The 26,591-nt window shown below is 68.3% G+C and carries 27 protein-coding genes; 22 read left to right on the top strand and 5 right to left on the bottom strand.

Annotation, left to right across the window (positions count from 1 at the left end):
- Positions 1-19 precede the first annotated feature (19 nt).
- The 9 genes from K244_RS0105385 (at position 20) to lipA (ending at position 8,036) form a co-directional block, all read left to right on the top strand.
- Entirely contained in the window at positions 20-331 is a 312-nt protein-coding gene (locus K244_RS0105385; protein WP_020185228.1) for a septum formation initiator family protein, read from the top strand.
- A gap of 191 nt (positions 332-522) precedes the next feature.
- A complete protein-coding gene (gene pdhA / locus K244_RS0105390; RefSeq protein ID WP_020185229.1) occupies positions 523-1,545 on the top strand; it encodes a pyruvate dehydrogenase (acetyl-transferring) E1 component subunit alpha in 1,023 nt (340 codons plus the stop codon).
- Between the two features lie 83 nt (positions 1,546-1,628).
- On the top strand, positions 1,629-3,059 hold the full coding sequence (locus K244_RS0105395; RefSeq protein ID WP_020185230.1) for a pyruvate dehydrogenase complex E1 component subunit beta: 1,431 nt from the start codon (positions 1,629-1,631) through the stop codon (positions 3,057-3,059).
- A 10-nt stretch (positions 3,060-3,069) separates the two neighbouring features.
- Positions 3,070-3,237 carry a hypothetical protein gene (locus K244_RS23500; protein ID WP_020185231.1) on the top strand — a complete coding sequence of 56 codons (168 nt, stop codon included), beginning with the start codon at positions 3,070-3,072 and terminating at the stop codon, positions 3,235-3,237.
- A 36-nt stretch (positions 3,238-3,273) separates the two neighbouring features.
- The gene (locus K244_RS0105405) at positions 3,274-4,707 is read left to right on the top strand and encodes a pyruvate dehydrogenase complex dihydrolipoamide acetyltransferase (protein WP_020185232.1); all 1,434 of its coding nucleotides are present in this window, start codon (positions 3,274-3,276) and stop codon (positions 4,705-4,707) included.
- A gap of 2 nt (positions 4,708-4,709) precedes the next feature.
- The gene (locus tag K244_RS0105410; protein ID WP_020185233.1) at positions 4,710-5,090 is read left to right on the top strand and encodes a tautomerase family protein; all 381 of its coding nucleotides are present in this window, start codon (positions 4,710-4,712) and stop codon (positions 5,088-5,090) included.
- Positions 5,091-5,107: 17 nt separating this feature from the next.
- Positions 5,108-6,547, top strand: coding sequence for a dihydrolipoyl dehydrogenase (gene lpdA, locus K244_RS0105415; protein WP_020185234.1), 1,440 nt, complete (start codon positions 5,108-5,110; stop codon positions 6,545-6,547).
- 86 nt (positions 6,548-6,633) lie between these two features.
- The gene (locus K244_RS0105420; protein ID WP_024816329.1) at positions 6,634-6,894 is read left to right on the top strand and encodes a GlsB/YeaQ/YmgE family stress response membrane protein; all 261 of its coding nucleotides are present in this window, start codon (positions 6,634-6,636) and stop codon (positions 6,892-6,894) included.
- Between the two features lie 158 nt (positions 6,895-7,052).
- Positions 7,053-8,036, top strand: a complete 984-nt coding sequence (lipA, locus tag K244_RS0105425; protein ID WP_020185236.1) for a lipoyl synthase — start codon at positions 7,053-7,055, stop codon at positions 8,034-8,036.
- Positions 8,037-8,214: 178 nt separating this feature from the next.
- Here the strand turns inward: lipA and K244_RS0105430 are convergent, their stop codons facing one another.
- Entirely contained in the window at positions 8,215-8,910 is a 696-nt protein-coding gene (locus K244_RS0105430) for an alpha/beta hydrolase (protein ID WP_020185237.1), read from the bottom strand.
- Between the two features lie 195 nt (positions 8,911-9,105).
- On the opposite strand from K244_RS0105430, the gene K244_RS0105435 reads away from it, so the two are divergent.
- The 11 genes from K244_RS0105435 to K244_RS0105485 all read left to right on the top strand — a co-directional run bounded on the left by K244_RS0105435 (position 9,106) and on the right by K244_RS0105485 (position 19,136).
- Positions 9,106-10,272 (top strand): cysteine desulfurase family protein, encoded by a 1,167-nt coding sequence (locus K244_RS0105435; RefSeq protein WP_020185238.1) that lies wholly within the window; start codon positions 9,106-9,108, stop codon positions 10,270-10,272.
- Positions 10,273-10,371: 99 nt separating this feature from the next.
- On the top strand, positions 10,372-11,841 hold the full coding sequence (gene sufB, locus K244_RS0105440; protein ID WP_020185239.1) for a Fe-S cluster assembly protein SufB: 1,470 nt from the start codon (positions 10,372-10,374) through the stop codon (positions 11,839-11,841).
- 136 nt (positions 11,842-11,977) lie between these two features.
- Positions 11,978-12,730 carry a Fe-S cluster assembly ATPase SufC gene (sufC, locus tag K244_RS0105445; protein ID WP_020185240.1) on the top strand — a complete coding sequence of 251 codons (753 nt, stop codon included), beginning with the start codon at positions 11,978-11,980 and terminating at the stop codon, positions 12,728-12,730.
- Positions 12,731-12,744: 14 nt separating this feature from the next.
- The gene (sufD, locus tag K244_RS0105450) at positions 12,745-14,064 is read left to right on the top strand and encodes a Fe-S cluster assembly protein SufD (protein WP_024816330.1); all 1,320 of its coding nucleotides are present in this window, start codon (positions 12,745-12,747) and stop codon (positions 14,062-14,064) included.
- Between the two features lie 226 nt (positions 14,065-14,290).
- Complete coding sequence (locus tag K244_RS0105455) at positions 14,291-15,538, top strand: cysteine desulfurase (protein ID WP_020185242.1); 1,248 nt, start codon at positions 14,291-14,293, stop codon at positions 15,536-15,538.
- A gap of 13 nt (positions 15,539-15,551) precedes the next feature.
- A complete protein-coding gene (locus K244_RS0105460; protein ID WP_020185243.1) occupies positions 15,552-15,923 on the top strand; it encodes an SUF system Fe-S cluster assembly protein in 372 nt (123 codons plus the stop codon).
- A 7-nt stretch (positions 15,924-15,930) separates the two neighbouring features.
- Positions 15,931-16,365, top strand: coding sequence for a VOC family protein (locus tag K244_RS0105465; RefSeq protein WP_020185244.1), 435 nt, complete (start codon positions 15,931-15,933; stop codon positions 16,363-16,365).
- Between the two features lie 119 nt (positions 16,366-16,484).
- Positions 16,485-16,871: a Fe-S cluster assembly scaffold SufA gene (sufA, locus tag K244_RS0105470; RefSeq protein ID WP_197027144.1), complete on the top strand. Its 387-nt coding sequence runs from the start codon at positions 16,485-16,487 to the stop codon at positions 16,869-16,871.
- Positions 16,871-17,239 carry a TfoX/Sxy family protein gene (locus K244_RS0105475; protein ID WP_020185246.1) on the top strand — a complete coding sequence of 123 codons (369 nt, stop codon included), beginning with the start codon at positions 16,871-16,873 and terminating at the stop codon, positions 17,237-17,239. The genes sufA and K244_RS0105475 overlap by 1 nt, the downstream gene beginning before the upstream one ends.
- On the top strand, positions 17,236-17,895 hold the full coding sequence (gene tenA, locus K244_RS0105480) for a thiaminase II (protein ID WP_020185247.1): 660 nt from the start codon (positions 17,236-17,238) through the stop codon (positions 17,893-17,895). The genes K244_RS0105475 and tenA overlap by 4 nt, the downstream gene beginning before the upstream one ends.
- 128 nt (positions 17,896-18,023) lie before the next feature.
- Positions 18,024-19,136 carry an alkene reductase gene (locus K244_RS0105485; RefSeq protein ID WP_020185248.1) on the top strand — a complete coding sequence of 371 codons (1,113 nt, stop codon included), beginning with the start codon at positions 18,024-18,026 and terminating at the stop codon, positions 19,134-19,136.
- On the opposite strand, the gene K244_RS0105490 is transcribed toward K244_RS0105485, so the two are convergent.
- A complete protein-coding gene (locus tag K244_RS0105490) occupies positions 19,106-20,227 on the bottom strand; it encodes a GGDEF domain-containing protein (RefSeq protein WP_020185249.1) in 1,122 nt (373 codons plus the stop codon). The genes K244_RS0105485 and K244_RS0105490 overlap by 31 nt on opposite strands.
- A 153-nt stretch (positions 20,228-20,380) precedes the next feature.
- Positions 20,381-21,862, bottom strand: a complete 1,482-nt coding sequence (locus K244_RS0105495; RefSeq protein WP_020185250.1) for a DEAD/DEAH box helicase — start codon at positions 21,860-21,862, stop codon at positions 20,381-20,383.
- Between the two features lie 198 nt (positions 21,863-22,060).
- Between K244_RS0105495 and K244_RS0105500 the strand changes: the two genes are divergently transcribed.
- Complete coding sequence (locus K244_RS0105500; RefSeq protein ID WP_024816331.1) at positions 22,061-22,759, top strand: alpha/beta fold hydrolase; 699 nt, start codon at positions 22,061-22,063, stop codon at positions 22,757-22,759.
- A gap of 3 nt (positions 22,760-22,762) precedes the next feature.
- On the opposite strand, the gene K244_RS0105505 is transcribed toward K244_RS0105500, so the two are convergent.
- Positions 22,763-23,287 carry a hypothetical protein gene (locus K244_RS0105505; RefSeq protein ID WP_024816332.1) on the bottom strand — a complete coding sequence of 175 codons (525 nt, stop codon included), beginning with the start codon at positions 23,285-23,287 and terminating at the stop codon, positions 22,763-22,765.
- 138 nt (positions 23,288-23,425) lie between these two features.
- A complete protein-coding gene (parE, locus tag K244_RS0105510; protein ID WP_020185252.1) occupies positions 23,426-25,471 on the bottom strand; it encodes a DNA topoisomerase IV subunit B in 2,046 nt (681 codons plus the stop codon).
- A 170-nt stretch (positions 25,472-25,641) separates the two neighbouring features.
- On the opposite strand from parE, the gene K244_RS0105515 reads away from it, so the two are divergent.
- Positions 25,642-26,586 carry an alpha/beta hydrolase gene (locus K244_RS0105515; protein WP_020185253.1) on the top strand — a complete coding sequence of 315 codons (945 nt, stop codon included), beginning with the start codon at positions 25,642-25,644 and terminating at the stop codon, positions 26,584-26,586.
- Positions 26,587-26,591: the final 5 nt, after the last annotated feature.

Consider the following 26,591-nt stretch of genomic DNA (forward strand, 5'->3'; position numbering starts at 1 on the left):
CCGCGTCACTCTCGCGGACATGATCATTCGTCACCGTTGGCGCACGGCCGCCGCCCAGCTCGCCCTCTGGCTCGTCGCCACCGGCGCGGTCGTCTATTTCAGCCAGCAGGCCTACGTGGGCGCCCACGGCCTCGTCGCCAGCCGCGAGTTCGAGGCGGAGATCGCGACGCTCTCGGCGCAGCTCGCCTCTCTCAAGGAGACGCGCGAAAGCTACGAGCACCGGATCGACCTGCTGAGCTCAGACCAGCTCGACCCCGACCTACTCGATGAAGAAGCCCGCGTCGATCTCGGCTGGCTGCACCCCAACGACCGCGTCGTCGAAACGCGCTGACGTCTTCGCAGATGCAGCGTGGCGCATTGGGTTGCTCTTCGCTATCGCACAATCAAAATACTCTATGGCCCCCCTTGCGACTTTAGTTGCATCCGGGCACATACGTTCCAAGCGATCTGGGCGTCGGCTCGATTTGCCTTAAGGTCGCGTTAGGTTTCCGTCTCAAGGAAGCCCAGCTCAGGGGAACGTCCATGGCCGTATCCGCCGCAAAAGCCGCTCCCGAGACCGAGGTCTCGTCCGCGAGCGGGGCGCTCGAGTTCACGAAGGAGGAGGAGCTTCACGCCCATCGCGAGATGCTCCTGATCCGCCGCTTCGAGGAGAAGGCCGGCCAGCTTTACGGCATGGGCCTCATCGGCGGCTTCTGCCACCTCTACATCGGTCAAGAAGCGGTCGTCATCGGCATGCAGATGGCGGTCGAGCCGGGCGACCAGGTGATCACCGGCTACCGCGACCACGGGCACATGCTCGCCTGCGAAATGGACCCGAAGGGCGTCATGGCCGAGCTCACGGGCCGCCGCGGCGGCTACTCCAAGGGCAAGGGCGGCTCGATGCACATGTTCAGCGTCGAGAAGCAGTTCTACGGCGGCCACGGCATCGTCGGCGCGCAGGTGTCCCTCGGGACGGGCCTCGCCTTCGCCAACCGCTACAAGAAGAACGGCAAGGTCTCCCTGGTCTATTTCGGCGACGGCGCCTCGAACCAGGGCCAGGTCTACGAGAGCTTCAACATGGCGAAGCTCTGGAAGCTGCCTGTCGTCTACGTCATCGAAAACAACAAGTATGGCATGGGCACCTCGGTCGAGCGCGCCTCGTCGAACACCAACCTCTCCCAGCGCGGCGCGAGCTTCGACATCCCCGGCGAGCAGGTCGACGGCATGGACGTGCGCGCGGTGAAGGCCGCCGGCGCGCGGGCGATCGCCCACGCTCGCGAGGGCAAAGGCCCTTACATCCTCGAGATGGTCACCTACCGCTACCGCGGCCACTCGATGTCGGATCCGGCGAAGTACCGCTCGAAGGACGAAGTCCAGAAGATGCGCGAGACCCACGACCCGATCGAGCAGGTGCGCGCGCGCCTGATCAAGGCGGGCCTGGCGACCGAGGACGAGTTCAAGGCCATCGACAAGGAGGTGCGCGACATCGTCAACGCCGCCGCCGAGTTCGCGACCAACGATCCCGAGCCTGATCCGTCGGAGCTCTGGACCGACATTCTGCGCTGAGCGGCCGAACGTAAGCTGTCGTCGTGCCGCCGGCGGGCGCCGCCGCCGGCCAAAAAGCCTTCAAGGATAGAGGGACGTCCCCGATGCCGATCGAAGTCCTCATGCCGGCGCTGTCGCCGACCATGGAGGCGGGGAAGCTCGCCAAGTGGTTGAAGAAGGAAGGAGACGCCGTGAAGTCCGGCGACGTCATCGCCGAGATCGAGACCGACAAGGCGACCATGGAGGTCGAGGCGGTCGACGAGGGCGTGCTCGGCAAGATCCTGGTGGCCGACGGCTCCGAGGACGTGAAGGTCAACACCCCGATCGCGCTGATCCTGGCCGACGGAGAAGACGACAGCGCGCTCGCGAACGGCGCGGCTGCGCCCCAAGACGAGGCTCCGAAGACCGAGGCTAAATCCGAGGCGCCGGCCGAGACCGAGGCCAAGTCCGACGGTAAGCCGGCCTCTGGGGCCGGCAAGGTCGAGTCGGCCGCCGCGAACCCGCCGGCGCCCGATGTCAGGCCGGAGCCCGACGTCCCCGAGGGCACCGAGATGGTGATGACGACCGTCCGCGACGCTCTGCGCGACGCGATGCTCGAGGAGATGCGCGCCGACGAGCGCGTGTTCCTGATGGGCGAGGAGGTCGCCGAGTACCAGGGCGCCTACAAGGTCAGCCAGGGGCTGCTGGAGGAGTTCGGGGCGGAGCGCGTGATCGACACGCCGATCACCGAGCACGGCTTCGCCGGCGTCGGCGTCGGCGCGGCGCTGGCGGGGCTCAAGCCCATCGTCGAGTTCATGACCTTCAACTTCGCGATGCAGGCGATCGATCAGATTATCAACTCGGCCGCTAAGACCCTCTATATGTCCGGCGGCCAGATGGGCTGTTCGATCGTGTTCCGCGGCGCAAACGGCGCGGCGGCCCGGGTCGGCGCGCAGCACAGCCAGGACTACGCTTCCTGGTACTCGAACGTCCCCGGGCTCACGGTGCTCGCGCCCTACACCGCCGCCGACGCCAAGGGCCTGCTCAAGGCCGCGATCCGCGACAACAACACCGTCATCTTCCTCGAGAACGAGATCCTCTACGGGCAGCAGTTTCCGGTGCCGAAGCTCGACGACTACGTCGTGCCGATCGGCAAGGCCAAGATCGCCCGACCGGGCAAGGATGTGACGATCGTCGCCTGGTCGATCGGCATGACCTACGCGCTGAAGGCCGCGGAGGAGCTCGCCAAGGACGGCGTCGACGCCGAGGTGATCGACCTGCGCACCATCCGCCCGATGGACACGGACACCATCATCGAGTCGGTCAAGAAGACCGGCCGGCTCGTGACCGTCGAGGAAGGCTGGGCCCAGTCCGGCGTCGGCGCGGAGATCTCGGCGCGCGTCATGGAGCGCGCCTTTGACTGGCTCGACGCGCCGGTGACGCGCGTGTCGGGCAAGGACGTGCCGATGCCCTACGCCGCGAACCTCGAGAAGCTCGCGCTCCCGAGCGTCGCCGAGGTCGTCGAGGCGGCCAAGGCGGTGTGCTACCGCTCCTGAGGAGACGCAGATGCTCGGACGTATCCTGAAGACGGTCGCGAACGAGTTCTTGCGCAACCGCGCCCAGCGCACAGGCTCCGGTCCGCGACGTCTGCCGCCGACCTCCATCCGTGAAGCCCAGAGCCGCGCGGTCCATCACGTGGTCCGCACGGTGCTGAACAAGTTCATGAAGCGCTGAGCGGCCGCAAAGAAGCCCGCCCTAAGCGAGGGACCAATGCCGACCAACATCCTGATGCCCGCGCTGTCGCCGACAATGGAAAAGGGCAACCTCGCCAAGTGGCTCGTGAAGGAGGGCGACGCGGTCAAATCCGGCGACGTCCTCGCCGAAATCGAGACTGACAAGGCGACCATGGAGGTCGAGGCCGTCGACGAGGGCACGGTCGGAAAGATCGTGGTGCCGGAAGGCACGTCCGACGTTCCGGTCAACGAATTGATCGCGATCCTCTTGGAGGAGGGCGAGGACGCCAGCGCGCTGGACGGCGCCGGCAAGCCGCAGGCGAAGGCCGCTCCGGAGCAGGCCGAAGCCACGTCCGAGGCTTCCAAATCCGAGGCTTCCAAGTCCGACGCGGCGACGTCCGAGGCCGCGCCGCGCCCGAGCGAGGCCGGCCACGGCGAGGCCCCGAAGTCGGAGACAAAGGCGGACGCGCCGAAGGCCGCCGCCAATGGTCACGACAAGGGCGAACGCGTGTTCGCGTCGCCGCTCGCGCGCCGGCTCGCAAAGGAGGCCGGCGTCGACCTGAAGGCGATCTCCGGCTCAGGCCCGCATGGCCGCGTGGTGAAGGCGGACGTGGAGGAGGCCAAGGCCTCCGGCGGCGCGCAGGCTGGGGGCGGCGACAAGACGGCCCCAGCTGCGGAGTCCAAAGCGCCCGCCGCCGCCCCCGCCGCAAAGGCTCCGGTCCCGGCCGGCGCCTCGGACGAGGCGATCAAAAAACTGTTCGCGGAAGGGTCCTACGAGGAGATCCCGCACGACGGCATGCGCAAGACCATCGCGCGCCGGATGACCGAAGCCCGGCAGACGGTGCCGACGTTCTATCTCACGGTCGACTGCGAGATTGATGCGCTGTTGGCCCTTAGGGAGCAGATTAACTCGTCCGCGCCGGAGAAAGACGGCAAGGCCGCTTGGAAGGTCTCCGTCAACGACATGGTGATCAAGGCGCTCGGCGTCGCGCTCGCGCAGGTTCCGGACGCCAACGTCAGCTGGACCGAGGGCGCGATGCTCCGCCACAAGCACGCCGACGTCGGCGTCGCGGTGGCGCTGCCGAACAACGGCCTCATCACCCCGATCATTCGCGCCGTCGAGACCAAGACGCTGTCGGTGATCGCAAAGGAGATGAAGGACTTCGCCCAGCGCGCTAAGGACCGCAAGCTCAAGCCTGAAGAGTACCAGGGCGGCACTACGGCGGTGTCGAATCTCGGCATGTTCGGGGTGAAGGACTTCACCGCGGTGATCAACCCGCCGCATTCGACCATCCTCGCGGTCGGCGGCGGCGAGAAGCGCGCGGTGGTGAAGGGCGGCGAGATCAAGATCGCGACCGTCATGAGCCTGACGCTGTCCTGCGACCACCGCTCGGTCGACGGCGCGCTGGGCGCCACGCTGATCTCCGCCATCAAGCGGCTGATCGAGAAGCCGATGGGGCTTTTGGTCTAGCCATGCCGCTGGTTCGCGTCTCCCTCCTCAAAGGCCGCAGCGCCGCCGCGAAGCGGGCGATCGCGGACGGGGTTTACGAGGCCCTGCGCGCGGTGTTCTCGGTTCCACAAGACGACAAGTTCGTCGTGTTTCACGAGCACGACGCCGACGGATTCATCTTCGAGCCGAGCTATCTCGGCGTCGCGCACGACGAGGGCCTCGTGATCCTTCAGATCGCAATCAGCGACGGGCGCACGGTCGAGCTGAAGCGGGCGTTCTATCGCAGCGTCGTCGAGCGGCTTCAGGCGGATCCGGGCGTCGAGCCGCGCAACGTCTTCATCAACCTGATCGAGGTCAGGAAAGAAAACTGGTCGTTCGGCGACGGCGTCGCGCAGTACGTCTGACCACGAAGGGGAACCCCATGGCCGACACCTACGACGTCCTCATCATCGGCGGCGGTCCCGGCGGCTACGTGACCGCGATCCGCGCGGCTCAGCTCGGCTTCAAGACGGCGGTGGTCGAGCGCGAGCATCTCGGCGGCATCTGCCTGAACTGGGGTTGCATCCCCACCAAGGCGCTGCTGCGGTCGGCGGAGGTGTTCCACTACATGGAGCACGCCAAGGATTATGGCCTCTCGGCCGAGCAGGTCGGCTTCGATATCGCCGCCGTCGTCAAGCGGTCGCGCGGGGTCTCGTCCCAGCTCAACGGCGGCGTCGGCTACCTGCTGAAGAAGAACAAGGTCGACGTGATCTGGGGCGAGGCGACGCTGACCAAGCCTGGCGAGGTCAAGGTCGTTGCGCCCAAGAAGTCCGTGCAGGGCCCGCCCACGCCGGCGCCGAAGGGCGCGCTGGGGGAGGGGACCTACACCGCGAAGAACGTCATCGTCGCCACCGGCGCGCGGCCGCGGGTGCTGCCGGGCCTAGAGCCCGACAAGAAGCTCGTCTGGACCTACTTCGAGGCGATGGTTCCGGAGACCTTCCCGAAGTCCCTGCTGGTTGTCGGCTCCGGCGCGATCGGCATCGAGTTCGCGAGCTTCTACCGCACCATGGGCGCCGAGGTGACCGTGGTCGAGGTGCTGCCGCAGATCCTCCCCGTGGAGGACGAGGAGATCGCGGCCCACGCGAGGAAGCGTTTCGAGAAGCAGGGCATCCGCATTCTCACCGGGGCCAAGGTGACCAAGCTGAACAAGGGCGCGAACGACGTCGCCGCGACCGTGGAGCTCGGCGACGGCAAGACCGAGACGATCAAGGTCGACCGGGTCATCTCGGCGGTCGGCGTCGTCGGCAACATCGAGAACCTCGGGCTGGAGGCGCTCGGCGTGAAGACCGAGCGCGGCTGCGTCGTGACGGACGGCCTCGGCCGCACCAACGTGAAGGGCGTATACGCCATCGGCGACGTCGCCGGCCCCCCGATGCTGGCGCACAAGGCCGAGCACGAGGGCGTCATCTGCATCGAGGGCATCAAGGGCCTGCACCCGCATGAGATGGACAAGGCCAAGATCCCCGGCTGCACCTACTGCCAGCCGCAGATCGCTTCGGTCGGCGTGACGGAGAAGAAGGCCAAGGAGCAGGGCCGCAGGGTCAAGGTCGGCCGCTTCCCGTTCAACGGCAACGGCAAGGCGATCGCGCTCGGCGAGCCGGAAGGACTGGTCAAGACCATCTTCGACGCCGAGACCGGCGAGCTCATCGGCGCGCACATGGTGGGCGCGGAAGTGACCGAGCTGATCCAGGGCTTCGTGGTCGCCATGAACCTCGAGACCACCGAGGAGGAGCTGATGCATGCGGTGTTCCCGCATCCGACGCTCTCCGAGATGATGCACGAGAGCGTGCTCGACGCCTATGGCCGCGTCATTCACACGTGAGGGCGGCGTGAATATTTTCCGATCGCCGGAACAAGCAGCCGCTGCCGAGGTTTATGTCCGGTCGGGACATACAGGGAGTGCTGTCCATGGAAGGCGTCGGCTGGCTCATGGCGATCATCATCGGCGCAATCGCCGGATGGATCGCCGAGCAGATCATGAAATCGGACATGGGTCTGCTCATGAACATCATCCTCGGCATCGTCGGGGCTCTGGTCATGAACGCGATCCTCAAGGCTGTCGGCGTGATCCCGCCGGGCGGGTGGATCTGGCAGTGCGTCGTGGCGGTCGCAGGCGCGTGCCTGCTGATCTTCCTGTGGCGCATGATTGCGGGCCGTCGCGCGGTCTAGTCCTGCGCTGCGCGCCCCTCCGCCATGCGGGTCCGGGCGCGCGCATCGACGGCGAAGGCGTCTTCGCCTAAAGTTTGAGGAGAGCGGGCTCGCGTCCGCTCTCCTTTTTGTTTGCCGCGACGGTTCTCGCGACGGAAACGGAAAGACGACAGGCTCCCATGGTCACGGTGCTCGATCGCACGAACGGCCCCGCACGGCCGCGCCATCCCGAAAAGGCGCGACGGCCCGAGACCGAACAGCTGAAGAAGCCGGACTGGATCCGCGTCCGCGCGCCGGGGTCACCTGTGTGGCGCGAGACGCAGGAGATCGTACGCGCCAACAAGCTCGTCACCGTGTGCGAGGAGGCCGGCTGCCCGAACATCGGCGAGTGCTGGTCGAAGAAGCACGCGACTTTCATGATCCTGGGCGACACCTGCACCCGCGCCTGCGCCTTCTGCAACGTCCGCACGGGCATGCCGGAAGCGGTCGATCTCGGGGAGCCCGGCCGGGTGGCGGAGGCCGTCGCCAAGCTTGGCCTGCACCACGTGGTCATCACCTCGGTGGATCGTGACGATCTCGCCGACGGCGGCGCCCGGCACTTCGGCGACGTCATCCGCGCCATCCGGCGATCGAGCCCCGGCACCACGATCGAGGTGCTGACGCCCGACTTCCTGAGGAAGCCCGGCGCGCTGGAGATCGTCGTCGAGGCGCGGCCGGACGTGTTTAACCACAACCTCGAATGCGTGCCGTCGCTCTACCTGACCGTCCGGCCCGGCGCCCGGTACTTCCACTCCATTCGCCTGCTGCAGCGGGTGAAGGAGCTGGACCCCACCATGTTCACCAAGTCGGGCATCATGGTCGGGCTCGGTGAGGAGCGGAACGAGGTGCTGCAGCTGATGGACGACCTGCGCACCGCCGAGGTCGACTTCCTGACGATCGGCCAGTATCTGCAGCCCACCAAGCGCCACCACGCCATCGCGCGCTTCGTCACGCCGGACGAGTTCAAGTCCTACGAGACCATCGCCTACGCCAAGGGCTTTCTCATGGTGTCGTCCAGCCCGCTCACGCGGTCTTCGCACCACGCAGGCGAGGACTTCGCGAAGATGGTCGCCAACCGGGCGGCGAAGCTTGGCGCACGCCCCGCGGCGATCGCGGCGGAGTAGGGCTCAAGCAGCCGTCGTCCCGGCTGCAGCGCAGCGGAACGCCGGAACCCTTAGCCGCGACGATTCAGGACCGAGCCGGCGCTTTGAGATGGCTCCGGCCGGATTATAGGCTCCGGGACTTCGCCCGGAGCGACGCCGCGTTTTGCGGGCATCGACGAACGAACCGCTGGGGAATAGCTTACGCCGCGTCTTCGCCGGTGTCGGCGGCCGCCTGGGGCGCGGCGACTTCGCCGATCGGTCCGAGACGCTTGTCGAGGTAGGAGTTCACCTCGACCAACAGCTCTTCGGTGCGGTTCTCGAAGAAGTGGTTCGCGCCGGGGATGATCGACTGGTCGATCACGATGCCCTTCTGCGTCTTCAGCTTCTCAATCAGCGTCTGGACGTCCTTCATCGGCGCCACGCGGTCCTGGTCGCCGTGCACGAACAGGCCGGAGGATGGGCAGGGCGCCAGGAACGAGAAGTCGAAGCGGTTGGCGGGCGGGGCGACCGAGATGAAGCCCTCGACCTCGGGCCGGCGCATCAGGAGCTGCATGCCGATCCAGGCGCCGAACGAGACGCCGGCGATCCAGCAGGCCCGCGCGTCGGGGTTAAGAGCCTGCGCCCAGTCGAGCGCGGAGGCGGCGTCCGACAGCTCGCCCGAGCCGTGGTCGAAGTTGCCCTGGCTGCGGCCGACGCCGCGGAAGTTGAAGCGCAGGACCGAGAAGCCGCGGTTCAGGAAGGCGTAGTAGAGGTTGTACACGATCTGGTTGTTCATCGTGCCCCCGAACTGCGGGTGCGGGTGCAGGATGAGCGCGATCGGCGCGCGGCGCTTCTTGGCCGGGTGGTAGCGGCCCTCGATGCGGCCGGCCGGTCCGTTGAAGATCACCTCGGGCATAGATGTGTCCTTGAAAAACGGAGCGCGGCCGCTCCCTCATTCGCGAAACGCGGCGCAAGGCTGCGTCAGCGGCCATGGCCGCGAGGCCGCCTTGCATATAGGAAGCGCTGTCTCTAGCACGAATGATCCGGCGGAATGCAAGGCTTGCGCGTCCGCTCAGCCTCTGCGGACCGGCGAAGACGATCGGAGGCCCCGATGCGCGTCTATCTCGACCACAACGCCACCACCGCGACCCGACCCGAAGCGATCGCCGCGATCGCGGAGACGCTGGCGGCGGTGGGAAACCCGTCCTCGGTCCACGCCGACGGCCGCGGCAAGCGCCGGCTGGTCGAAGAGGCGCGGGCGAAGGTCGCCCGGCTCGTAGGCGCCTCGCCGGCCGGCGTCGTGTTCACCAGCGGCGGCACGGAAGCCTCGAACCTCGCGCTTTCGCCCTCGATCCGCGATCCGCGAGATCCGCGCCCCGTCACGCGCCTGCTCGCTTCGGCGATCGAACACCCCGCGGTCCTCGCCGGAGCCCGGTTCTCGGCTGAGGCCGTGGAGATCGCGCCCGTCACCGGCGCGGGCCTGATCGACCTCGCGGCGCTCGAACGCGCCTTCGCGGCCCACGCCGCCGCGCATCCCGACGAGCGGGCGATCCTAGCCCTGATGCTCGCCAACAACGAAACCGGCGTCATCCAGCCGGTCGCGGAAGCCGCCGCGATCGCGAGGCGCTACGGCGGGCTGGTCCATGTCGACGCCGTGCAGGCGGTCGGCAAGATTCCAGTCGACCTCGGCGCGCTCGGCTGCGACTTCCTTGCGCTCGCGGCGCACAAGTTCGGCGGCCCGGCCGGGATCGGCGCGCTCGTCCGGCGGGACACGGAGCTGCACGTGGTGGATCCGGTCGTGCGCGGCGGTGGGCAGGAGAAGGGCTGGCGCGGCGGCACGGAGAACGTCGCCGGGATCGTCGGCCTGGGCGTCGCGGCGGAGGCCGCCGGGCGCGATCTTGAGGCCTTCGCCCGGCTGGCCGAGCAGCGCGACCGGCTCGAGGCCGGACTGAAGGCGCTCGGCCCGATCACGATCTTTGGAGAGGACGCGCCGCGGTTGCCCAACACCTGTTGCTTCGCCGACCCGCGCGCGCCTTCGTCGAGCGCCGTGATCGGGCTCGACCTCGCTGGCGTGTCGGTCTCGTCGGGGTCGGCCTGCTCGTCGGGGAAAACGAAAGCGTCCCCGGTGCTTGACGCGATGGGCGTCACGCACGATCTGTCGAACGGAATGTTGCGCGTGAGCTTTGGCTGGTCGTCCGGCCCAAACGACGCCGAAATCTTCCTTGCGGCTTGGTCCGGCATCGTCAAACGCATCGTATCTCAAGCGAGCGCGGCTTGACGTTGCGCCGATCGGCCTTCAGCAAGCGTCGCATTCCTGTTACTTAGACTCGTTCAAGCGCCGACCGGCCTTCCGCCGGACGGATGGGAGTGAAGAAATATGCCGGCTGTTCAGGAGACCGTCGCCCGCGTCCGCGAGATCGACGTCGACCAGTACAAATACGGCTTCGTCACCGACATCGAATCCGATCGCGCGGAAAAAGGCCTGTCGGAAGACACCGTCCGCTTCATCTCGGCCAAGAAGGGCGAGCCGGAGTGGATGCTGGAGTGGCGGCTCGACGCCTATCGGCGCTGGCGGACTATGGTCGAGCCGGACTGGGCGCGGGTGGACTATCCGCCGATCGCCTATGACGAGCTCTATTATTACTCCGCGCCGAAATCGACCGCGGGGCCGAAGACGCTCGACGAGGTCGATCCCGAGCTGCTGCGCACCTACGAGAAGCTCGGCATCCCACTGCGGGAGCAGGAAATTCTCGCCGGCGTCGAGCAGCGCCGCGTCGCAGTCGACGCCGTGTTCGATTCGGTCTCGGTTGCGACCACCTTCAAGAAGGAGCTGGCGCAGGCCGGCGTCATCTTCTGCCCGATCTCCGAGGCGATCCGTGAGCATCCGGAGCTGGTGAGAAAATACCTCGGCTCAGTGGTCCCGACCTCCGACAATTTCTTCGCGACGTTGAACTCCGCCGTGTTCTCGGACGGCTCGTTCGTCTACGTGCCTAAGGGCGTCCGCTGCCCGATGGAGCTGTCGACCTACTTCCGCATCAACGAGCAGAACACCGGCCAGTTCGAGCGCACGCTGATCATCGCCGACGAGGGCTCCTTCGTGAGCTACCTCGAAGGCTGCACAGCGCCGATGCGCGACGAGAACCAGCTGCACGCCGCGGTCGTCGAACTCGTCGCCCACGACGACGCCGAGATCAAATACTCGACCGTCCAGAACTGGTACCCCGGCGACTCCGAGGGCAGGGGCGGCATCTACAACTTCGTGACCAAGCGCGGCGACTGCCGCGGCAGGAACTCCAAGATCTCCTGGACGCAGGTGGAGACCGGCTCCGCGATCACCTGGAAGTACCCGAGCTGCATCCTGCGCGGCGACGGCTCGCGCGGCGAGTTCTACTCGATCGCGATCTCGAACGGCCGGCAGCAGGTCGATTCGGGCACGAAGATGATCCACCTCGGCAAGAACACGACCTCGAAGATCATCTCGAAGGGCATCTCGGCCGGTCGGTCGCAGAACACCTACCGCGGTCTCGTCTCGGCGCACCGCAAGGCGACCAACGCCCGCAACTTCACGAACTGCGACAGCCTGCTGATCGGCGACGAATGCGGCGCCCACACCGTGCCCTACCTCGAGGCCAAGACCTCGACCGCGGTGTTCGAGCACGAGGCGACCACGTCCAAGATCTCGGACGACCAGAAGTTCTACTGCCTGCAGCGCGGGTTGTCGGAGGAGGAGGCGGTGGCGCTCATCGTCAACGGCTTCGTCAAGGACGTGCTGCAGCAGCTTCCGATGGAGTTCGCGGTCGAGGCGCAGAAGCTGATCTCGATCAGCCTCGAAGGCAGCGTGGGCTGACATCGACGTTCGCGTCATCCAGGCCGGCCGCAAGGCCGAGCCGGGATCGCGCGTAGACTGAGGCGTCCTTGTTAAAGGACGATCCCGGCGCTCGCTTCGCTCGGCCGGGATGACGAGTTTGGGAAACGGGAAGACAATGCTCTCGATCAAGAACCTCCACGCCTCCATTGAGGACAAGCCGATCCTGCGCGGGCTCGACCTCGAGGTGAAACCGGGGGAGGTGCATGCGATCATGGGGCCGAATGGGTCGGGCAAGTCGACCCTCAGCTACGTGCTCGCGGGCAAGGACGACTACGAGGTCACCGACGGCTCCGCGACGCTCGACGGCGCGGACCTGCTCGCCATGGCGGCCGACGAGCGCGCCGCGGCCGGCCTGTTTCTCGCCTTCCAGTACCCGCTGGAGATCCCCGGCGTCGCCACCATGACCTTCCTCAAGGCCGCGGTGAACGCCCAACGCCGCGCCCGCGGCGAGGGCGACCTGCCGACCCCGCAGTTCATGAAGCTGGTCCGCGAAAAGGCTGATGGACTAGGTATTTCCACCGACATGCTCAAGCGCGGCCTCAACGTCGGCTTCTCCGGCGGCGAGAAGAAGCGCAACGAAGTGCTGCAGATGGCGCTGCTCGAGCCGAAGCTCTGCGTTCTGGACGAGACCGACTCGGGCCTCGACATCGACGCGCTGAAGGTGGTGGCCGAGGGCGTGAACGCGCTCCGCGCCAAGGACCGCGCCTTTGTGGTCATCACCCACTACCAGCGCCTGCTCGACCACATCACGCCGGACGTCGTCCACGTGATGGCCAAGGGCCGCATCGTCCGCACCGGCGGAGCGGAGCTCGCCCACGAGCTCGAAGCCCGCGGCTATGCCGACTACGTCGGCGAAGCTGCGGCGTGAGGAGCGACGACACGATGAACGCCGAAGTCCGCTCCCTCCGCACCGCCGCCGAGACTGCGCTCTCCGAGATCTTCGCCTCGGCTTTCGCCGGGCTTCCCGGCGACTCGGCGGTGGCCGAACGCCGCCGGACCGCTTTCGATGCGTTCAAGTCCGTCGGCCTCCCGTCGCGCCGCGTCGAGGACTGGAAGTACACCGACCTGCGCGCCCTGATGCGCGACGCCAAGCCCATCGCCGGCGCGCCCGACGGCGTGATGATCGCCGCCGCGCGCGCTGCGCTGGCGCCTTACGCGGCGATCGACGCCACCTGCGTCACCTTCGTCAACGGCCGTTTCGTCGAGGAGCTCTCGGATCTCGCGACCGGCGAAGGCGTGTCGGTGACGCTGCTCAAGGACACGCTGGCGAACGGCGCCGGCGTCGAGGCGCTGTCGGACGGCGTTTCGCCCGCCGGCAACGTCGCTGTCGCGCTGAACGCTGCCTTCGTCGCGGACGGCGTCGTGGTCTCGGTCGCGCCGGGCGTGACCGCGTCGCGGCCGATCCACGTCGCGAACGTGCAGGCGGGCTCGGAGCACGCGGCCTATGGCCGTGTCGTGGCCAGGGTCGGGGAGGGCGGAAACGTCCTGCTGATCGAGAGCCACATCGGCGACGCCGGCGCGCACCAGACCAACAGCGTGGTGACCCTCGACGTCGCCGACGGCGCGCGCGTCGAGCTGGTCAAGATCCAGGACGAGAGCCTCGACACCCTGCATCTCGCGACGCTCGCCGTGCGCCTCGGCGCGAAGGCCGAGTTGAAGACCTTCGCGCTGGCCGCCGGCGCCCGGGCCGCGCGCCAACAGATCTACGTCTCCTTCACGGGCGACGGCTCGACCGCGGAGATCCGCGGCGCAGGCTTCGCGGGCGCCACGCGGCACCTCGACACGACCTTGATCGTCGACCACGACGCCGTCGGCTGCTCCAGCCGGGAGCATTTCAAGACCGCGCTCGACGGCGAGGCCCGCTCGGTGTTCCAGGGCAAGATCGTGGTGAAGCCCGGCGCGCAGAAGACCGACGGCAAGATGATGGCGCAGGCGCTGCTGCTGTCGGAAGGCGCCGAAGCCGACGCCAAGCCGGAGCTCGAGATCTTCGCCGACGATGTGGTCTGCGGCCATGGCGCGACGGTCGGCGCGCTCGACGACGAACTGCTGTTCTACCTCAAGTCCCGGGGCATTCCGCAGAAAGAGGCCGAGGCGCTGATGGTGCAGGCCTTCGTCGGCGAAGTGATCGAGACCATTGAGCACGAGCGCCTGCGCGAGATCGTCACCGACCGCGCTCTCGCCTGGCTCACCGCCCGGACGTGAGCTTCGCCGCTTCCGCGGGAGCGTCGTCGCCCCCGCCGTCCGGCTACGGCTGGCGCGCGCTTCTGCGCCATGTTCCGCAAGCCTGCTCATGCGCCGAGTCACGCGCGAGATGCAGGCGGCCGGGATCACGAGCGACGGCGGTTCATCGCCTTCGCAAGGCGATTATGGACGCCGGCGCTTGGGCGCTGGGGCTTGTGATCTGACGCAAAACAGTTAGATCACTAGCATGTCCCTCGCCCATATCGCTGACGCTCCTTCCTACGACGTCGAACGCCTGCGCGCGGACTTTCCCGCGCTGGCGCTGACCGTCCACGGCAAGCCGCTCGCCTATCTCGACAACGGCGCTTCGGCGCAAAAGCCCGTCCAGGTGCTCGACCGCATGCGGCGCGCCTATGAGACGGAGTACTCCAACGTCCACCGCGGCCTGCATTACCTGGCGAATGCCGCGACGGAAGCTTTCGAGGGCGGCCGCGAGAGCGTGCGCGCCTTCCTGAACGCCCCCTCGCTCGACGACATCGTCTTTACGCGGTCCGCAACCGAGGCGATCAACCTCGTCGCGAACGGCGTCGGACTCGCCGGCGTCAAGGAGGGCGACGAGATCGTCCTCACCATTATGGAGCACCACTCCAACATCGTGCCGTGGCACTTCCTGCGCGAGCGCCATGGCGCGGTGCTGAAATGGGTGCAGGTGCGTGAGGACGGCTCGTTCGACATCGAGGCCTTCGAGGCAGCGCTGACCGGGCGGACCAAGTTCGTCGCGGTCACGCACATGTCGAACGTGCTCGGCACGGTGGTGCCGGTGAAGGAGGTCTGCCGCCTGGCGCACGAGCGCGGCGTGCCGGTTCTCGTTGACGGCAGCCAGGGCGCGGTTCACCTCGCGCCGGACGTCCAGGACATCGACTGCGACTACTATGTGTTGACCGGCCACAAGGTCTACGGACCCACCGGCATCGGCGCGCTCTACGGCAAGACCGAGCGGCTGAGAGCGCTCGCCCCGTTCAACGGCGGCGGCGAGATGATCCGCGACGTGACCGAAGCCAACGTGACCTATGGAGACGCGCCGCATCGATTCGAAGCTGGAACGCCGCCGATCGTCCAGGCGATCGGCCTCGGCGCCGCGCTCGACTACATGCGGGCGGTCGGCCTCGACGCCATCGCGGCCCATGAAGCCGCGCTCGGCGCCTACGCCCAGGAGCGGCTGAGCCGGATCAACGCGGTCAAGATCTTCGGCCACGCGCCGGGGAAGGGGGCCATCGTCGCCTTCAACCTCGAAGGCGCTCACGCCCACGACGTGGCGACGGTGCTCGACCGGTCGGGCGTCGCGGTGCGCGCCGGCACCCATTGCGCGCAGCCGCTGCTGCAGCGGCTCGGCGTCACCTCGACTTGCCGGGCCTCGTTCGCCCTTTACAACACGACCGACGAGATCGATCGTCTCGCGGAAGCGCTCACGAAGGCGCGCGACCTGTTCGCGTGAGAAAGGCTCTGACATGAGCGATGCTGACGCCACCACGGCGCTTGCGCCGTCCGCCGCATCCGCGATCCCGCCGGAGGAGCTCGACCGTCTGACGGACGAGATCATCGGCGCGCTGAAGACCGTCTACGATCCGGAGATTCCGGTCGACGTCTATGAACTCGGGCTCGTCTACCGCATCGACGTGTCCGACGACCGCGACATCGCGATCGACATGACGCTGACCGCGCCGGGCTGCCCCGTGGCGGGCGAGATGCCGGGCTGGGTGGAGAACGCCGTCAGCTCGGTGCCCGGCGTCGGCAAGGTCACGGTGACCATGGTGTTCGATCCGCCGTGGGACCAGAGCCGCATGTCCGACGAGGCCCGCGTCGCGCTCGACATGTGGTGAAGCTGGGATGGCGGACGATGGGAACGGCTCGCCTCGCATCGCCCGCGTGCTCGAAACCGCGCTCTACGTCGACGATCTCGTTCGCGCTTCGCACTTCTATGATCATCTCTTCGGCTTTCCCAAGCTCTTCGCGGACGCGCGGCTGATCGCCTACGACGTGGGCGGGGAGAGCGTCTTGCTCCTGTTCGCCCGCGGCGCGAGCGTGACGACGCAGGTGCTGCCGGGCGGTGAGATCCCCGCCCACGACGGTTCCGGCGCGCTCCATCTCGCCCTCGCCATTAGTCGAGAGGAGCTCGCCGCGTGGGAGGACCGGCTCGACGTCGGCGGCGTCGCGATCGAAGGCCGGGTGGAGTGGCCCCGCGGCGGGATCAGCCTCTATTTCCGCGACCCGGATCGGAACCTGCTAGAACTCGCCACGCCGGGGCTATGGAAAACATACTGAAGCGTGATCGAGCCAGGCCGATCAGGGCTCCCCGCATCCACCGATCTTCATTTTCAACGCGCGAAGGCTTATCTTTCAGGTCACGCGCGAAAGCCCGCTTTTACCGGAGCTTCAAGACCATGGCCGCTGCCCGCCCCAGGCCCAAGGTGATGACCTTGACCGACCGCGCCGCCCAGCGCGTGCGCTCGATCATCGAACGTTCGGAGACGCCGCTCGCGGGCCTGCGCATCGGCGTCAAGACCGGCGGCTGCGCCGGCATGGAATACACGATGGCCTACGCGGCGGAGGCCGGCGCGCTCGACGAGATCGTCGAGGACAAGGGCGTCAAGGTGATGATCGATCCCAAGGCGATCCTCTATCTGCTCGGCACCGAGATGGATTTCGTGACCGAGAAGCTGACCCAGCGGTTCGTGTTCAACAATCCCAACCAGACCTCCGCCTGCGGCTGCGGCGAGTCGGTCGCCATCACGCCGGCCGTGCCCGAGAGCTACGCCTCCGCAAGCTGATGGCGCTCGACGCGGACGACGCGGCGGAGCTGTTTCGCGAACTGGGGCCCGTGCAGGTGCGACGGATGTTCGGCGGCGCGGGCGTGTACCACGCCGGCGCCATGTTCGCTCTCGAAGCGGGCGGGGCGCTCTATCTCAAGGCCGATCCCGACGCCGCCGAAGCTTTCCGCTCCGAAGGCTGCGAACCGTTTTCCTACGCGACCACGACGGGACGCCGGACCATCACATCGTTCTGGCGGGCGCCGGAGCGGTTGATGGACGAGCCTGACGAACTCGCCCGGTGGGCGCGCCGCTCCGTCGCGATTGCGCTGGCGAAGAAGAACTCTGGGAAGCCGCGCCGGCTAGGTCGCAAGGGAGCCGGATCATGACTCTCTTCGATCGGCTGAGGGCGGACGCCGCCGACGACTGGCGGTCCTACGTCGACCACCGGTTCGTCCGCGCGCTCGGCGACGGCTCCCTGCCGGAGGCGGCGTTCCGCAGCTATCTCGTCCAGGACTACCTGTTCCTGATCCAGTTCGCCCGCGCCTACGGCCTCGCCGTCTACAAGGGCGGCCGGCTGTCCGACATGCGCGCGGCCGCCGCCACGCTCCATGCCATTCTCGACGTCGAGATGGACCTGCACGTCCGCGTCTGCGCGCGCTGGGGGCTGACGGAGGGGGACCTCGAAGCGGCGGAGGAGGGCGCGGCCTGCGTGGCCTACACGCGCTTCGTGCTGGACGCCGGCCTCCGTGGCGACCTGCTCGACCTGCTGACGGCGCTCAGCCCCTGCGTGGTGGGCTACGCGGAGATCGGCGCGGCGCTCGCCCAGGACGGCATGGCCGCCGACAATCCCTACCGCGCCTGGATCGAGGAATACTCTGGCCCGGCGTATCAGGAGATCGCCGAGAACGCGCGCGCAACGCTCGATCGCCTCGGCGAGGAGCGGCTGACGCCGACCCGCTACGCGGAACTCGCGAAGCTCTTCGGCGCCGCGTCGCGGCTCGAGGCGGCGTTTTGGCAAGCGGCCCTGGACTCGGTGGCCTGAGCGCTGGCGCAGAGCTGCGTTGCAGGTCCGGGTCCCCGCGCGGCTTCCCGCAAGGGGCTGCGCGACCTATCTCGCACTGCAACGCCCGCGGCCGGAGCGCCGCAGCATCTCAACGCACCGGAGCTCTCATGACCGACACGCTCGACCCGCTGTTCACGCCCCTGAAAGCCGGCGCTCTCGACCTTCGCAACCGCGCCGTAATGGCGCCGCTCACGCGTTCGCGCGCCGACCACAAGACGCTCGCGCCCCGGCAGATGAACGCCGACTACTACGCCCAGCGCGCCAGCGCCGGGCTGATCATCGCGGAAGCCACCCAGATCTCCCCCGAGGGCCAGGGCTACGCCTGGACGCCGGGCATCTATTCCGACGAACAGATCGCGGGCTGGAAGCTCGTCACCGACGCCGTCCACGCCAAGGGGGGCACGATCGTGCTGCAGCTCTGGCACGTCGGACGCATCTCGCACCGCGACCTGCAGCCGGGCGGGAAGCTTCCCGTCGCGCCGTCCGCGGTGAAGCCCGAGGGCAAGGCCTTTACTGAAACCGGCTTCAAGGATCTCGAGACGCCGCGGGCGCTGGAGCTGGACGAAATTCCCGGCATCGTCGCGCAGTATGGCCAGGCCGCGAAGAACGCCGTGGCCGCCGGCTTCGACGGCGTCGAGGTGCACGGCGCGAATGGATACCTGCTCGACCAGTTCCTGCGCGACAAGACCAACCTCCGAACCGACGCCTACGGCGGATCGATCCAGAACCGCGCCCGCTTCCTGCTGGAGGCGACCCAGGCCGCGATCTACGCGATAGGCAAGGAGCGCGTCGGCATCCGGCTGTCGCCGGTCAGCCCCGCCAACGACTGCGCGGATTCGAACCCCGAACCGCTGTTCACCTACGTCACGGAAAAGCTCTCGGAGATGGGCCTCGCCTTCCTCCACGTGATCGAGGGCGAGACCCGCGGCTCGCGCGCGCCGGCGGGCGCGTTCGACCTTAAGGTGCTGCGCAGAGCGTTCAACGGCGTCTACATCGGCAACAACGGCTACGACCCGGAGCTCGCGGCGACGCGCGTGGCGGAGGGCGAGGTCGACGCGGTGGCCTTCGGTCGGCCGTTCATCGCGAACCCGGACCTCGTGGAGCGGATCCGCGACGGGGCGCCATTTGCGCAGCCGGACGAGGCCACGTTCTACGGCGGCGACGCCAAGGGCTACGTAGACTACCCGACCTACCGCGCTGCGGACGCGAAGGTCGCCTGAGGCGCGCCGGCGTCCTCGCCCGCGTCGTCGATATCGGAAAAGAGCGGATCGGTCTCGGCGATCACGAGATTCCGTCCGCTCCGTTTCGCGACGTACATGCACCGGTCGGCGCGGTCGATCACGGTCTGGCCCGTGTCGCCGCGCCGCCACTCCGCGACGCCGACGGAGACCGTCACGCGGCCGAGATGCTCGCCCGTCGAGCGCTTGACTAGGTCCTTGGTCATGACGGCGCGGCGGATGCGCTCGGCCACGGCGATCGCGCCCTGCAGGCCGGTGTCCGGCAGCACGATCGCGAACTCCTCGCCGCCGAAGCGCGCGGCGAGGTCATTGCCTTTCACGTTCTGCTTCAGCGCGAGCGCGACGAGACGCAGGACCTGGTCGCCCGTCAGATGGCCGTAGCTGTCGTTGAAGGTCTTGAACCGGTCGATGTCGATCAGCAGCACGGAGAACTGGGCCCGGCGATCGGCCTGGGCTTCGGCGTCCAGAAGTGCGCGGTCAAGCGCGCCCTGCAGGAATTTGCGGTTCGCGAGGCCGGTCAGAGGATCGGTCAGGGATTCCGCGCGGATGACCTCCAGCGTGTCGTGAAGCTTCCGCATCTCGCTCTGTGAATTGGAGAGCCGCTCTTCGAGCGCCTTTGTCCGGTTGATCATCGCGTGCGTCGCCGACAGCAGCAGTTCGCCGAGACGGCCGAGCACCACGCCGCCGGCGCCGTCGACGCTCTGGGCCTCGCGCATGACGCTTTCGAGCGCCTTGGCGTAGTCGCTGTTCGCGCCCCGAGCGACCTTCAGGGCGTCGTTGACCTCCCCGATCTCTTCGATGATGCGGGTGCCGACATGATCGACGCGCTCCGACAGGCGCAGCGGCGAGAGGTAGGTTTCGTAGAGCAGGTCAAGATCGGACTCGGAAATGCCCGGACCGTGCTCCAGCGCCTCGTTGATCGCGCGGTTCAGCGCGGAGTTGTACCCGGTGGCGTAGGTGTACCAGAGCTCGTAGTTGCGCGGATAGGCGGCGTGCCGGTGCACGCGCAGCCGCTGGATCGCGGCGTCGCTGAAGGCCAGCGTCCGGTCGAAGTCACTTGAGCCCCGCGTCATCAGAGGGCGCTCCCTAGCCTGCCGTTCCCCCGCCTCCCAAGCGGGAGACTGTCGGCTACGGCTTCGGCCGACGAAGCTTAGATGACGTCCGAGGGCGTAAAACTCGCGTTAAAACTGCCGGGTCGATTGGAGCTTATCACAGCCGCGACGATCTTATGCGCGCTTAAGGCGCACAGGCCTGAGCAGGAACGCGGGGACATGGTCGCCAAGACCGACGACCGGCGCGTCGTCGTGCGCCGGAGCGGCTGGGCGGCGCTCGCCATGGTTGCGCGGCCCACGCGACGAGCCGGCGCTTTCGGCCCGGGGCGCCCGCGGGGCGGGAGGCGTCTCGCGGACGGGAACAGGGGCGGCCGCTGCGGGGGCCTTCGGCGCCCTCGCCGGCGCGGGCGCCTTCGAGGCCGGCGAGGCGGCCTTCGCCACTGGCGCGGCGGCCTCGGTCTTTGCGGCGCCCGCGGCGCGCCCGCCGCGCGTGCGGCGCCTCGGGCCGGCGCTCACGAGCGTCTCTGCGTCAAGGGCGCCGCCCTGCCATTCGAGCTTCGTCTTGATCAGCTTCTCGATGGCGTCGAGATACTTGCCGTCCGACGGCGACACCAGGGTCAGCGCCACGCCGCTACGGCCCGCGCGGCCGGTGCGGCCGATGCGGTGGACGTAGTCTTCGGCGTGGATCGGCACGTCGTAGTTTACGACATGGCTGACGTCCGGGATGTCGAGGCCGCGCGCGGCGACGTCGCTCGCAACCAGCAGGTCGACCTCGCCGGTCTTGAAGCTGTCGAGCGCCGCCATGCGGGCGCGTTGGTCGAGGTCGCCGTGCAGCGCCGCGACCTTGAAGCCGTGCTGCTGCAGGGACTTGTAGACCACCGCCACGTCGCGCTTGCGGTTGCAGAAGATGATCGCGTTCTTGAAGCCTTCAACCTGCGCGACCTCGCGGCGCAGAATCTCGCGCTTGTCGGCGGCGTCGTCGCTGGTGGCGATCAGGCGCTGCGTCACCGTCGTCGCGGTGGAGGAGGCGCGCGCCACCTCGATGCGCACGGGATCGCGCAGGAACTGCTCGGTGAGACGGGTGATCTCCGGCGGCATGGTGGCCGAGAAGAACAGCGTCTGGCGGGCGGCCGGGATCAGCTTGCAAATGCGCTCGATGTCCGGGATGAAGCCCATGTCGAGCATGCGGTCGGCTTCGTCGATCACGAGGATCTCGATGCCGGTCAGCAGCAGGCGCCCGCGCTCGTGGTGGTCGAGCAGGCGGCCGGGCGTCGCGATCAACACGTCGACGCCACGGGTTAGCTTGGCGTCCTGGTCGCCGAAAGAGACGCCGCCGATCAGCAGCGCCATGGACAGCTTATGGTTCTGCCCGTACTTCGCGAAGCTCTCCTCGACCTGGGCCGCGAGTTCACGCGTAGGCTCGAGGATCAGCGTGCGCGGCATGCGCGCGCGCGCGCGACCTTGCTCGAGCCGCGTCAGCATCGGGAGGGTGAAGGAGGCCGTCTTGCCGGTGCCGGTCTGAGCGATGCCGAGCACGTCCTTGCGCGCCAGCACTTCGGGAATGGCGGCCGCCTGGATCGGCGTCGGGATCGTGTATCCCGAAGCTTCGACGGCGGACAGCACTTTCGGGCTCAGGCCGAGATCGGAGAAGGTCATGTCATCCTTAAGCGGTTCGATCGAGGAGCCGGCGCAGCGCGTCCGCCGAAGGATCCAGCTCCTTGGCCCATGCGGGACGACATCGTCCCACGGCCAGCGATCTGCCGCGGAGATGAGGCATTTGCAGGGAATTGTCAATTGGCGCGGACGTGGAAACTATAACGCGGGGCGCGGACACACGGCGGGAGCGACGATCTGATGGAAGCAACATTGCCGATCGTCTTCGCGCCCGGTCTCGGTTGCACGGAACGACTGTTCGCGCCGCAGGTCGCCGACCTCGGCGCACGGCCGTTCATGACGATCGACCATCGCCGGCACGCGACCCTCGCCGAGATCGCCGCCGCGGCGCTGGCCGAGGCGCCGGAGCGCTTCGCGCTGGTCGGCCTGTCCATGGGCGGCTACGTCGCCTTCGAGATGCTGAAGGCGGCGCCGGAGCGGATCGTCCGCCTCGCGTTGCTCGACACGACCGCTTACCCCGACACCGAGGAGGGCCGGGGACGACGCCGGGTGCTGATCGCCGCGGCCGAGCGGGGCAAGCTCAATTCGATCCACGCCGCGACCTACGCGCGCTACGTCCACCCGGCCCGCGTCAACGAGCCCGAGCTCGAGCGCGTCGTCCGGGCGATGCTGATCGAAACCGGAGCGCCGGCCTTCGCGCGGCAGATGACCGCGATCCTGAACCGCGAGGATTTTTCGGAGCTTCCGCCGACCATCGCCTGTCCGACGCTGGTGCTCGTCGGCGACCACGACGCGCCGACGCCGCCGGAGCACGCGCGGCGCATGGCCGCCGCCATTCCCGGCGCCGAACTGGTGATCGTCCCGAACTGCGGCCACCTGTCGACGCTGGAGCGCCCCGAGGCCGTCAACGCCGCGCTCGCGCGGTTGCTGGCGCGGTAGGGGTCAGTTCGTCGCGGGGCCGAACCGCGTGTCGCCGGGCTCGCCGATGATCAGCACCCATGTGTCGCGGATGCCGTCCTTGTCGGGGGCGGTGTCCATGAACACCGACACGCCGGTGTCGCTGGCCTCGGCGCGAACGTCGCCGAAGGTCAGCTTGGCGGCTTCCGCGTCCTCGAGCTCCTTCGTCTGGACGATCGCGCCGTCCGGCTCCTTCAGCCACTGCACGTAGAACCGCTGGCGATCTCCGTCGATCACGCCGATCACCCGCGAGAATCCCTTGCCCTCGGCGCCCTCCCACGGCGCCGCGATGCGGGCGGCGAAGACGTTCGGCGCGACGCCGAGCGGATCTTCCGCAGCCTGCGGCGCGTCAGGCTTGGCCGGCGGCGCGGGCTCCTCCGGCCGGATCGGGCCGGGATCGATCTTCTCGGGCGGCGCGGTCGGGACGGGCGAGGGGGCGGGCTGCGCGGCGGCGCTGAACGCGGAGAGCGCCGCGATCAGCGCCAGCGGCAGGAGAGGGGGTCTCGGCATCGGGGCCTCCAACGCGCCAGAGGGCGCTGTGCGGATGGTCGCCGAGGTTAACGGCCGAAACGCGGCGTTCGATCCTTTATCGGTCTCCAGTTGTCCGGGAGCGTCCCGCAGCGGAGCGGAAGCGCGTCCGAAGTCCCGTCAAATGTCCACCAGATCGCCGGCGAAGGCGGCGTTGTCCTGGATGAAGCGGAAGCGCGCTTCGGGCTTGGCGCCCATCAGCCGCTCCACGGCGTCGCGCGTGCCCTCGCGCCCCTCCTCGGCGATCTCGACGCGCAGCAGCGTGCGCTTCGCCGGCGACATCGTGGTGTCCTTGAGCTGCTGCGGCATCATCTCGCCGAGGCCCTTGAAGCGACCGATCTCGACCTTCTTGCCCTTGAAGGTCTTCGCAAGCAGCTCGTCCTTGTGGGCGTCGTCGCGGGCGTAGAGCGTCGTGCCGCCATGGCTTAGGCGGTAGAGCGGAGGAACCGCAAGGAACAGGTGCCCGTGGCGGATCAGCTCCGGCAGCTCGCGATAGAAGAAGGTCATCAGCAGCGAGGCGATGTGCGCGCCGTCGACGTCGGCGTCGGTCATCACGATCACACGGTCGTAACGAAGGTCCGCGTCGGCGTAGCGGGCGCGCGTGCCGCAGCCCAGCGCGAGCAGGAGGTCGCCGAGCTGCTGGTTCTGGGCGAGCTTGTCGGCGCCGGCGCTTGCTACGTTCAGGATCTTGCCGCGGAGCGGGAGCACCGCCTGTGTGGCGCGATCGCGCGCCTGCTTGGCGGAGCCGCCGGCGGAGTCGCCCTCGACGATGAACAGTTCGGAGCCCTTGGAACCTGCCTGGCTGCAGTCGGCGAGCTTGCCGGGCAGGCGCAGCTTCCGGGTCGCGGTCTTGCGCGCGACGTCCTTCTCCTGCCGGCGGCGGAGCCGGTCTTCGCCGCGCAGGATGACGCTTTCCAGCAGCTTGTTCGCCTGCTGGGGCGAGGCGGAGAGCCAGTGGTCGAAAGCGTCCTTCACCGCGGCCTCGACGATGCGCGTCGCCTCCGCCGTGGCGAGCCGCTCCTTCGTCTGGCCCTGGAACTCCGGCTCCCGGATGAAGGCGGAGAGCATGGCGACCGTCCCCGCCATCACGTCGTCCCCGGTCAGGATCGACGCGCGCTTGACGTTGGTGAGGTCGGCGTAGCCCTTGAGGCTTCGCAGCAGCGCCATGCGCAGGCCCTGTTCGTGGGTGCCGCCTTCGGGCGTCGGGATGGTGTTGCAGTAGGAGCGCGAGAAGCCGTCTTCGCCGTCGTCAGTCCAGGCGATCGCCCATTCGACGCCGCCATGGCCGCCGGCCTTCTTGTGCGAGCCGGCGAAGATCTCGACCACCTGGTCGCGGCCCGCGAGGCTCGAGGCGAGGTAGTCCTTCAGCCCGCCGGGGAAGTGCAGGGTGGTCTTGTCAGGCACGTTCTCGACGCCCGCGAGCAGCTCCGCGGGGCAGGTCCAGCGGATCTCGACGCCGGAGAACAGATAGGCCTTGGAGCGCGCCATCTGGAACAGGCGCGCCGGCTTTAGCCGCGCCTCCGCGCCGAAGATCTGGCTGTCCGGCAGGAACCGCACCTTGGTGCCGCGGCGGTTGTGCACGGGGCCGACCTCCTCGAGGTCGCCCTGGCGGTGGCCGCGGGAGAAGGCCTGGCGGTAGAGCTTCTGGTTGCGCGCCACCTCGATCTCGAGGCGCTCCGACAGAGCGTTCACCACCGACACGCCGACGCCGTGCAGGCCGCCGGAGGTCTCGTAGACCTTGCCGTCGAATTTGCCGCCCGAGTGCAGCGTGGTCATGATGACCTCGAGCGCCGACTTGCCCGGGAACTTCGGGTGCGGGTCGACCGGGATGCCGCGGCCGTTGTCCGTCACGGTGACCGAGCCGTCGGTTCCGACGTCGACCGCGATGAAGGTGGCGTGGCCCGCCACCGCCTCGTCCATGGCGTTGTCGATGACTTCCGCGAAAAGGTGGTGCAGCGCCTTCTCGTCCGTGCCGCCGATGTACATGCCCGGACGCCGGCGCACCGGCTCCAGCCCTTCCAGCACCTCGATGTCGGCGGCGGTGTAGCCGGTTTCGGCGGAAAGGTCGGGTCGGGGCACGGCGCGCGCCGCGGCCTTCGGCGCTGCGACAGGCTTTCGCTGCTCGCCGCCGAGCCCGGCGAGAAGATCGGATTTGGTTTCGGCCATACGCCTGTCCATAACGATTCGCGCCGCTGCGCGCCAAGACCATCTTGTCACGTGGGCGCTCGGCGAGTCGCCCCCGGAAGGGCGGAGAGGCGCCCGCTGCGCCTAGAATTCGCTTCATTCCCGGCGCTCGATCGGGTCATGTTGGTGCGATGCAACAGGAGCGGCCTCGCATGCGGGAACCTGTCAGCGCCCAAGCGCGCCTGCTCTGCATGGCGCTGCGCTACGGCGTGAAGCCCCGGCTGACCGCCAATCCCGATCTGCTTCGGCTCCGGCGCCAGATCGACGCCATCGCCCGGCTCGCGCCCGACCTGCCGAAGAACGTGGAGCGCAGCGCGATGCGCATCGGCGGGCTCGCGGCCGAGCGACACGCGCCGATCGGCTACGGCGGGGGCAGGGCGATCCTCTACCTGCATGGCGGCGCCTTCGTCGCGGGCTCGCCCCGGACCCACCGGGGCGTCGCCGGACGGTTGGCGCGCGGCGCGCGCGCCGAGACCATCGTGCCCGACTACCGGCTCGCCCCCGAGCACCCCCACCCGGCCTCGCTCGAGGATTCGCTCGCGGTCTACCGCGCGCTGCTCGATCGTGGACTGTCGCCCGCCGCGATCGCGCTCGCCGGCGACAGCGCTGGCGGCAACCTCGTGTTCGCGCTGCTCCTCCGGCTCAAGGCGGAAGGGCTTCCGCTTCCCGCCGCAGCGGTCGCCCTCTCGCCCTTCGTGGACATGAGCGGCAAGGGAGAAAGCATGCGCCAGAACGCGCTGTTGGACCCGTTTCTTCAGGTCGCGTGTCTGCCCATGGTGGTCGACGCCTATGCTCCCGGCCGGGACGTCCGCGATCCGTCCCTGTCGCCGCTCTTCGGCGATCTCGCGGGGTTGCCGCCGTGCCTGATCCAATGCGGCGGCGACGAGATCCTGCGCGACGACTCCGTCCGCATGCACCAGGCGCTGCTAGCGGCCGGCGTCGCGGCCGAACTCGAGGTCTGGCCGAAGATGCCCCATGTCTGGCAGGCGTTCGCCCGCTTCCTGCCCGAGGCGCGCTCGGCCATCCGGCGAATCTCGTCGTTCCTGAACGCGCGGCTGGAGCCTGCGGGCGAGGGCGGCCTGACGGAGGCCGCTTGAGGCTA

Source organism: Methylopila sp. 73B (assembly GCF_000526315.1).
Lineage (GTDB): Bacteria > Pseudomonadota > Alphaproteobacteria > Rhizobiales > Methylopilaceae > Methylopila.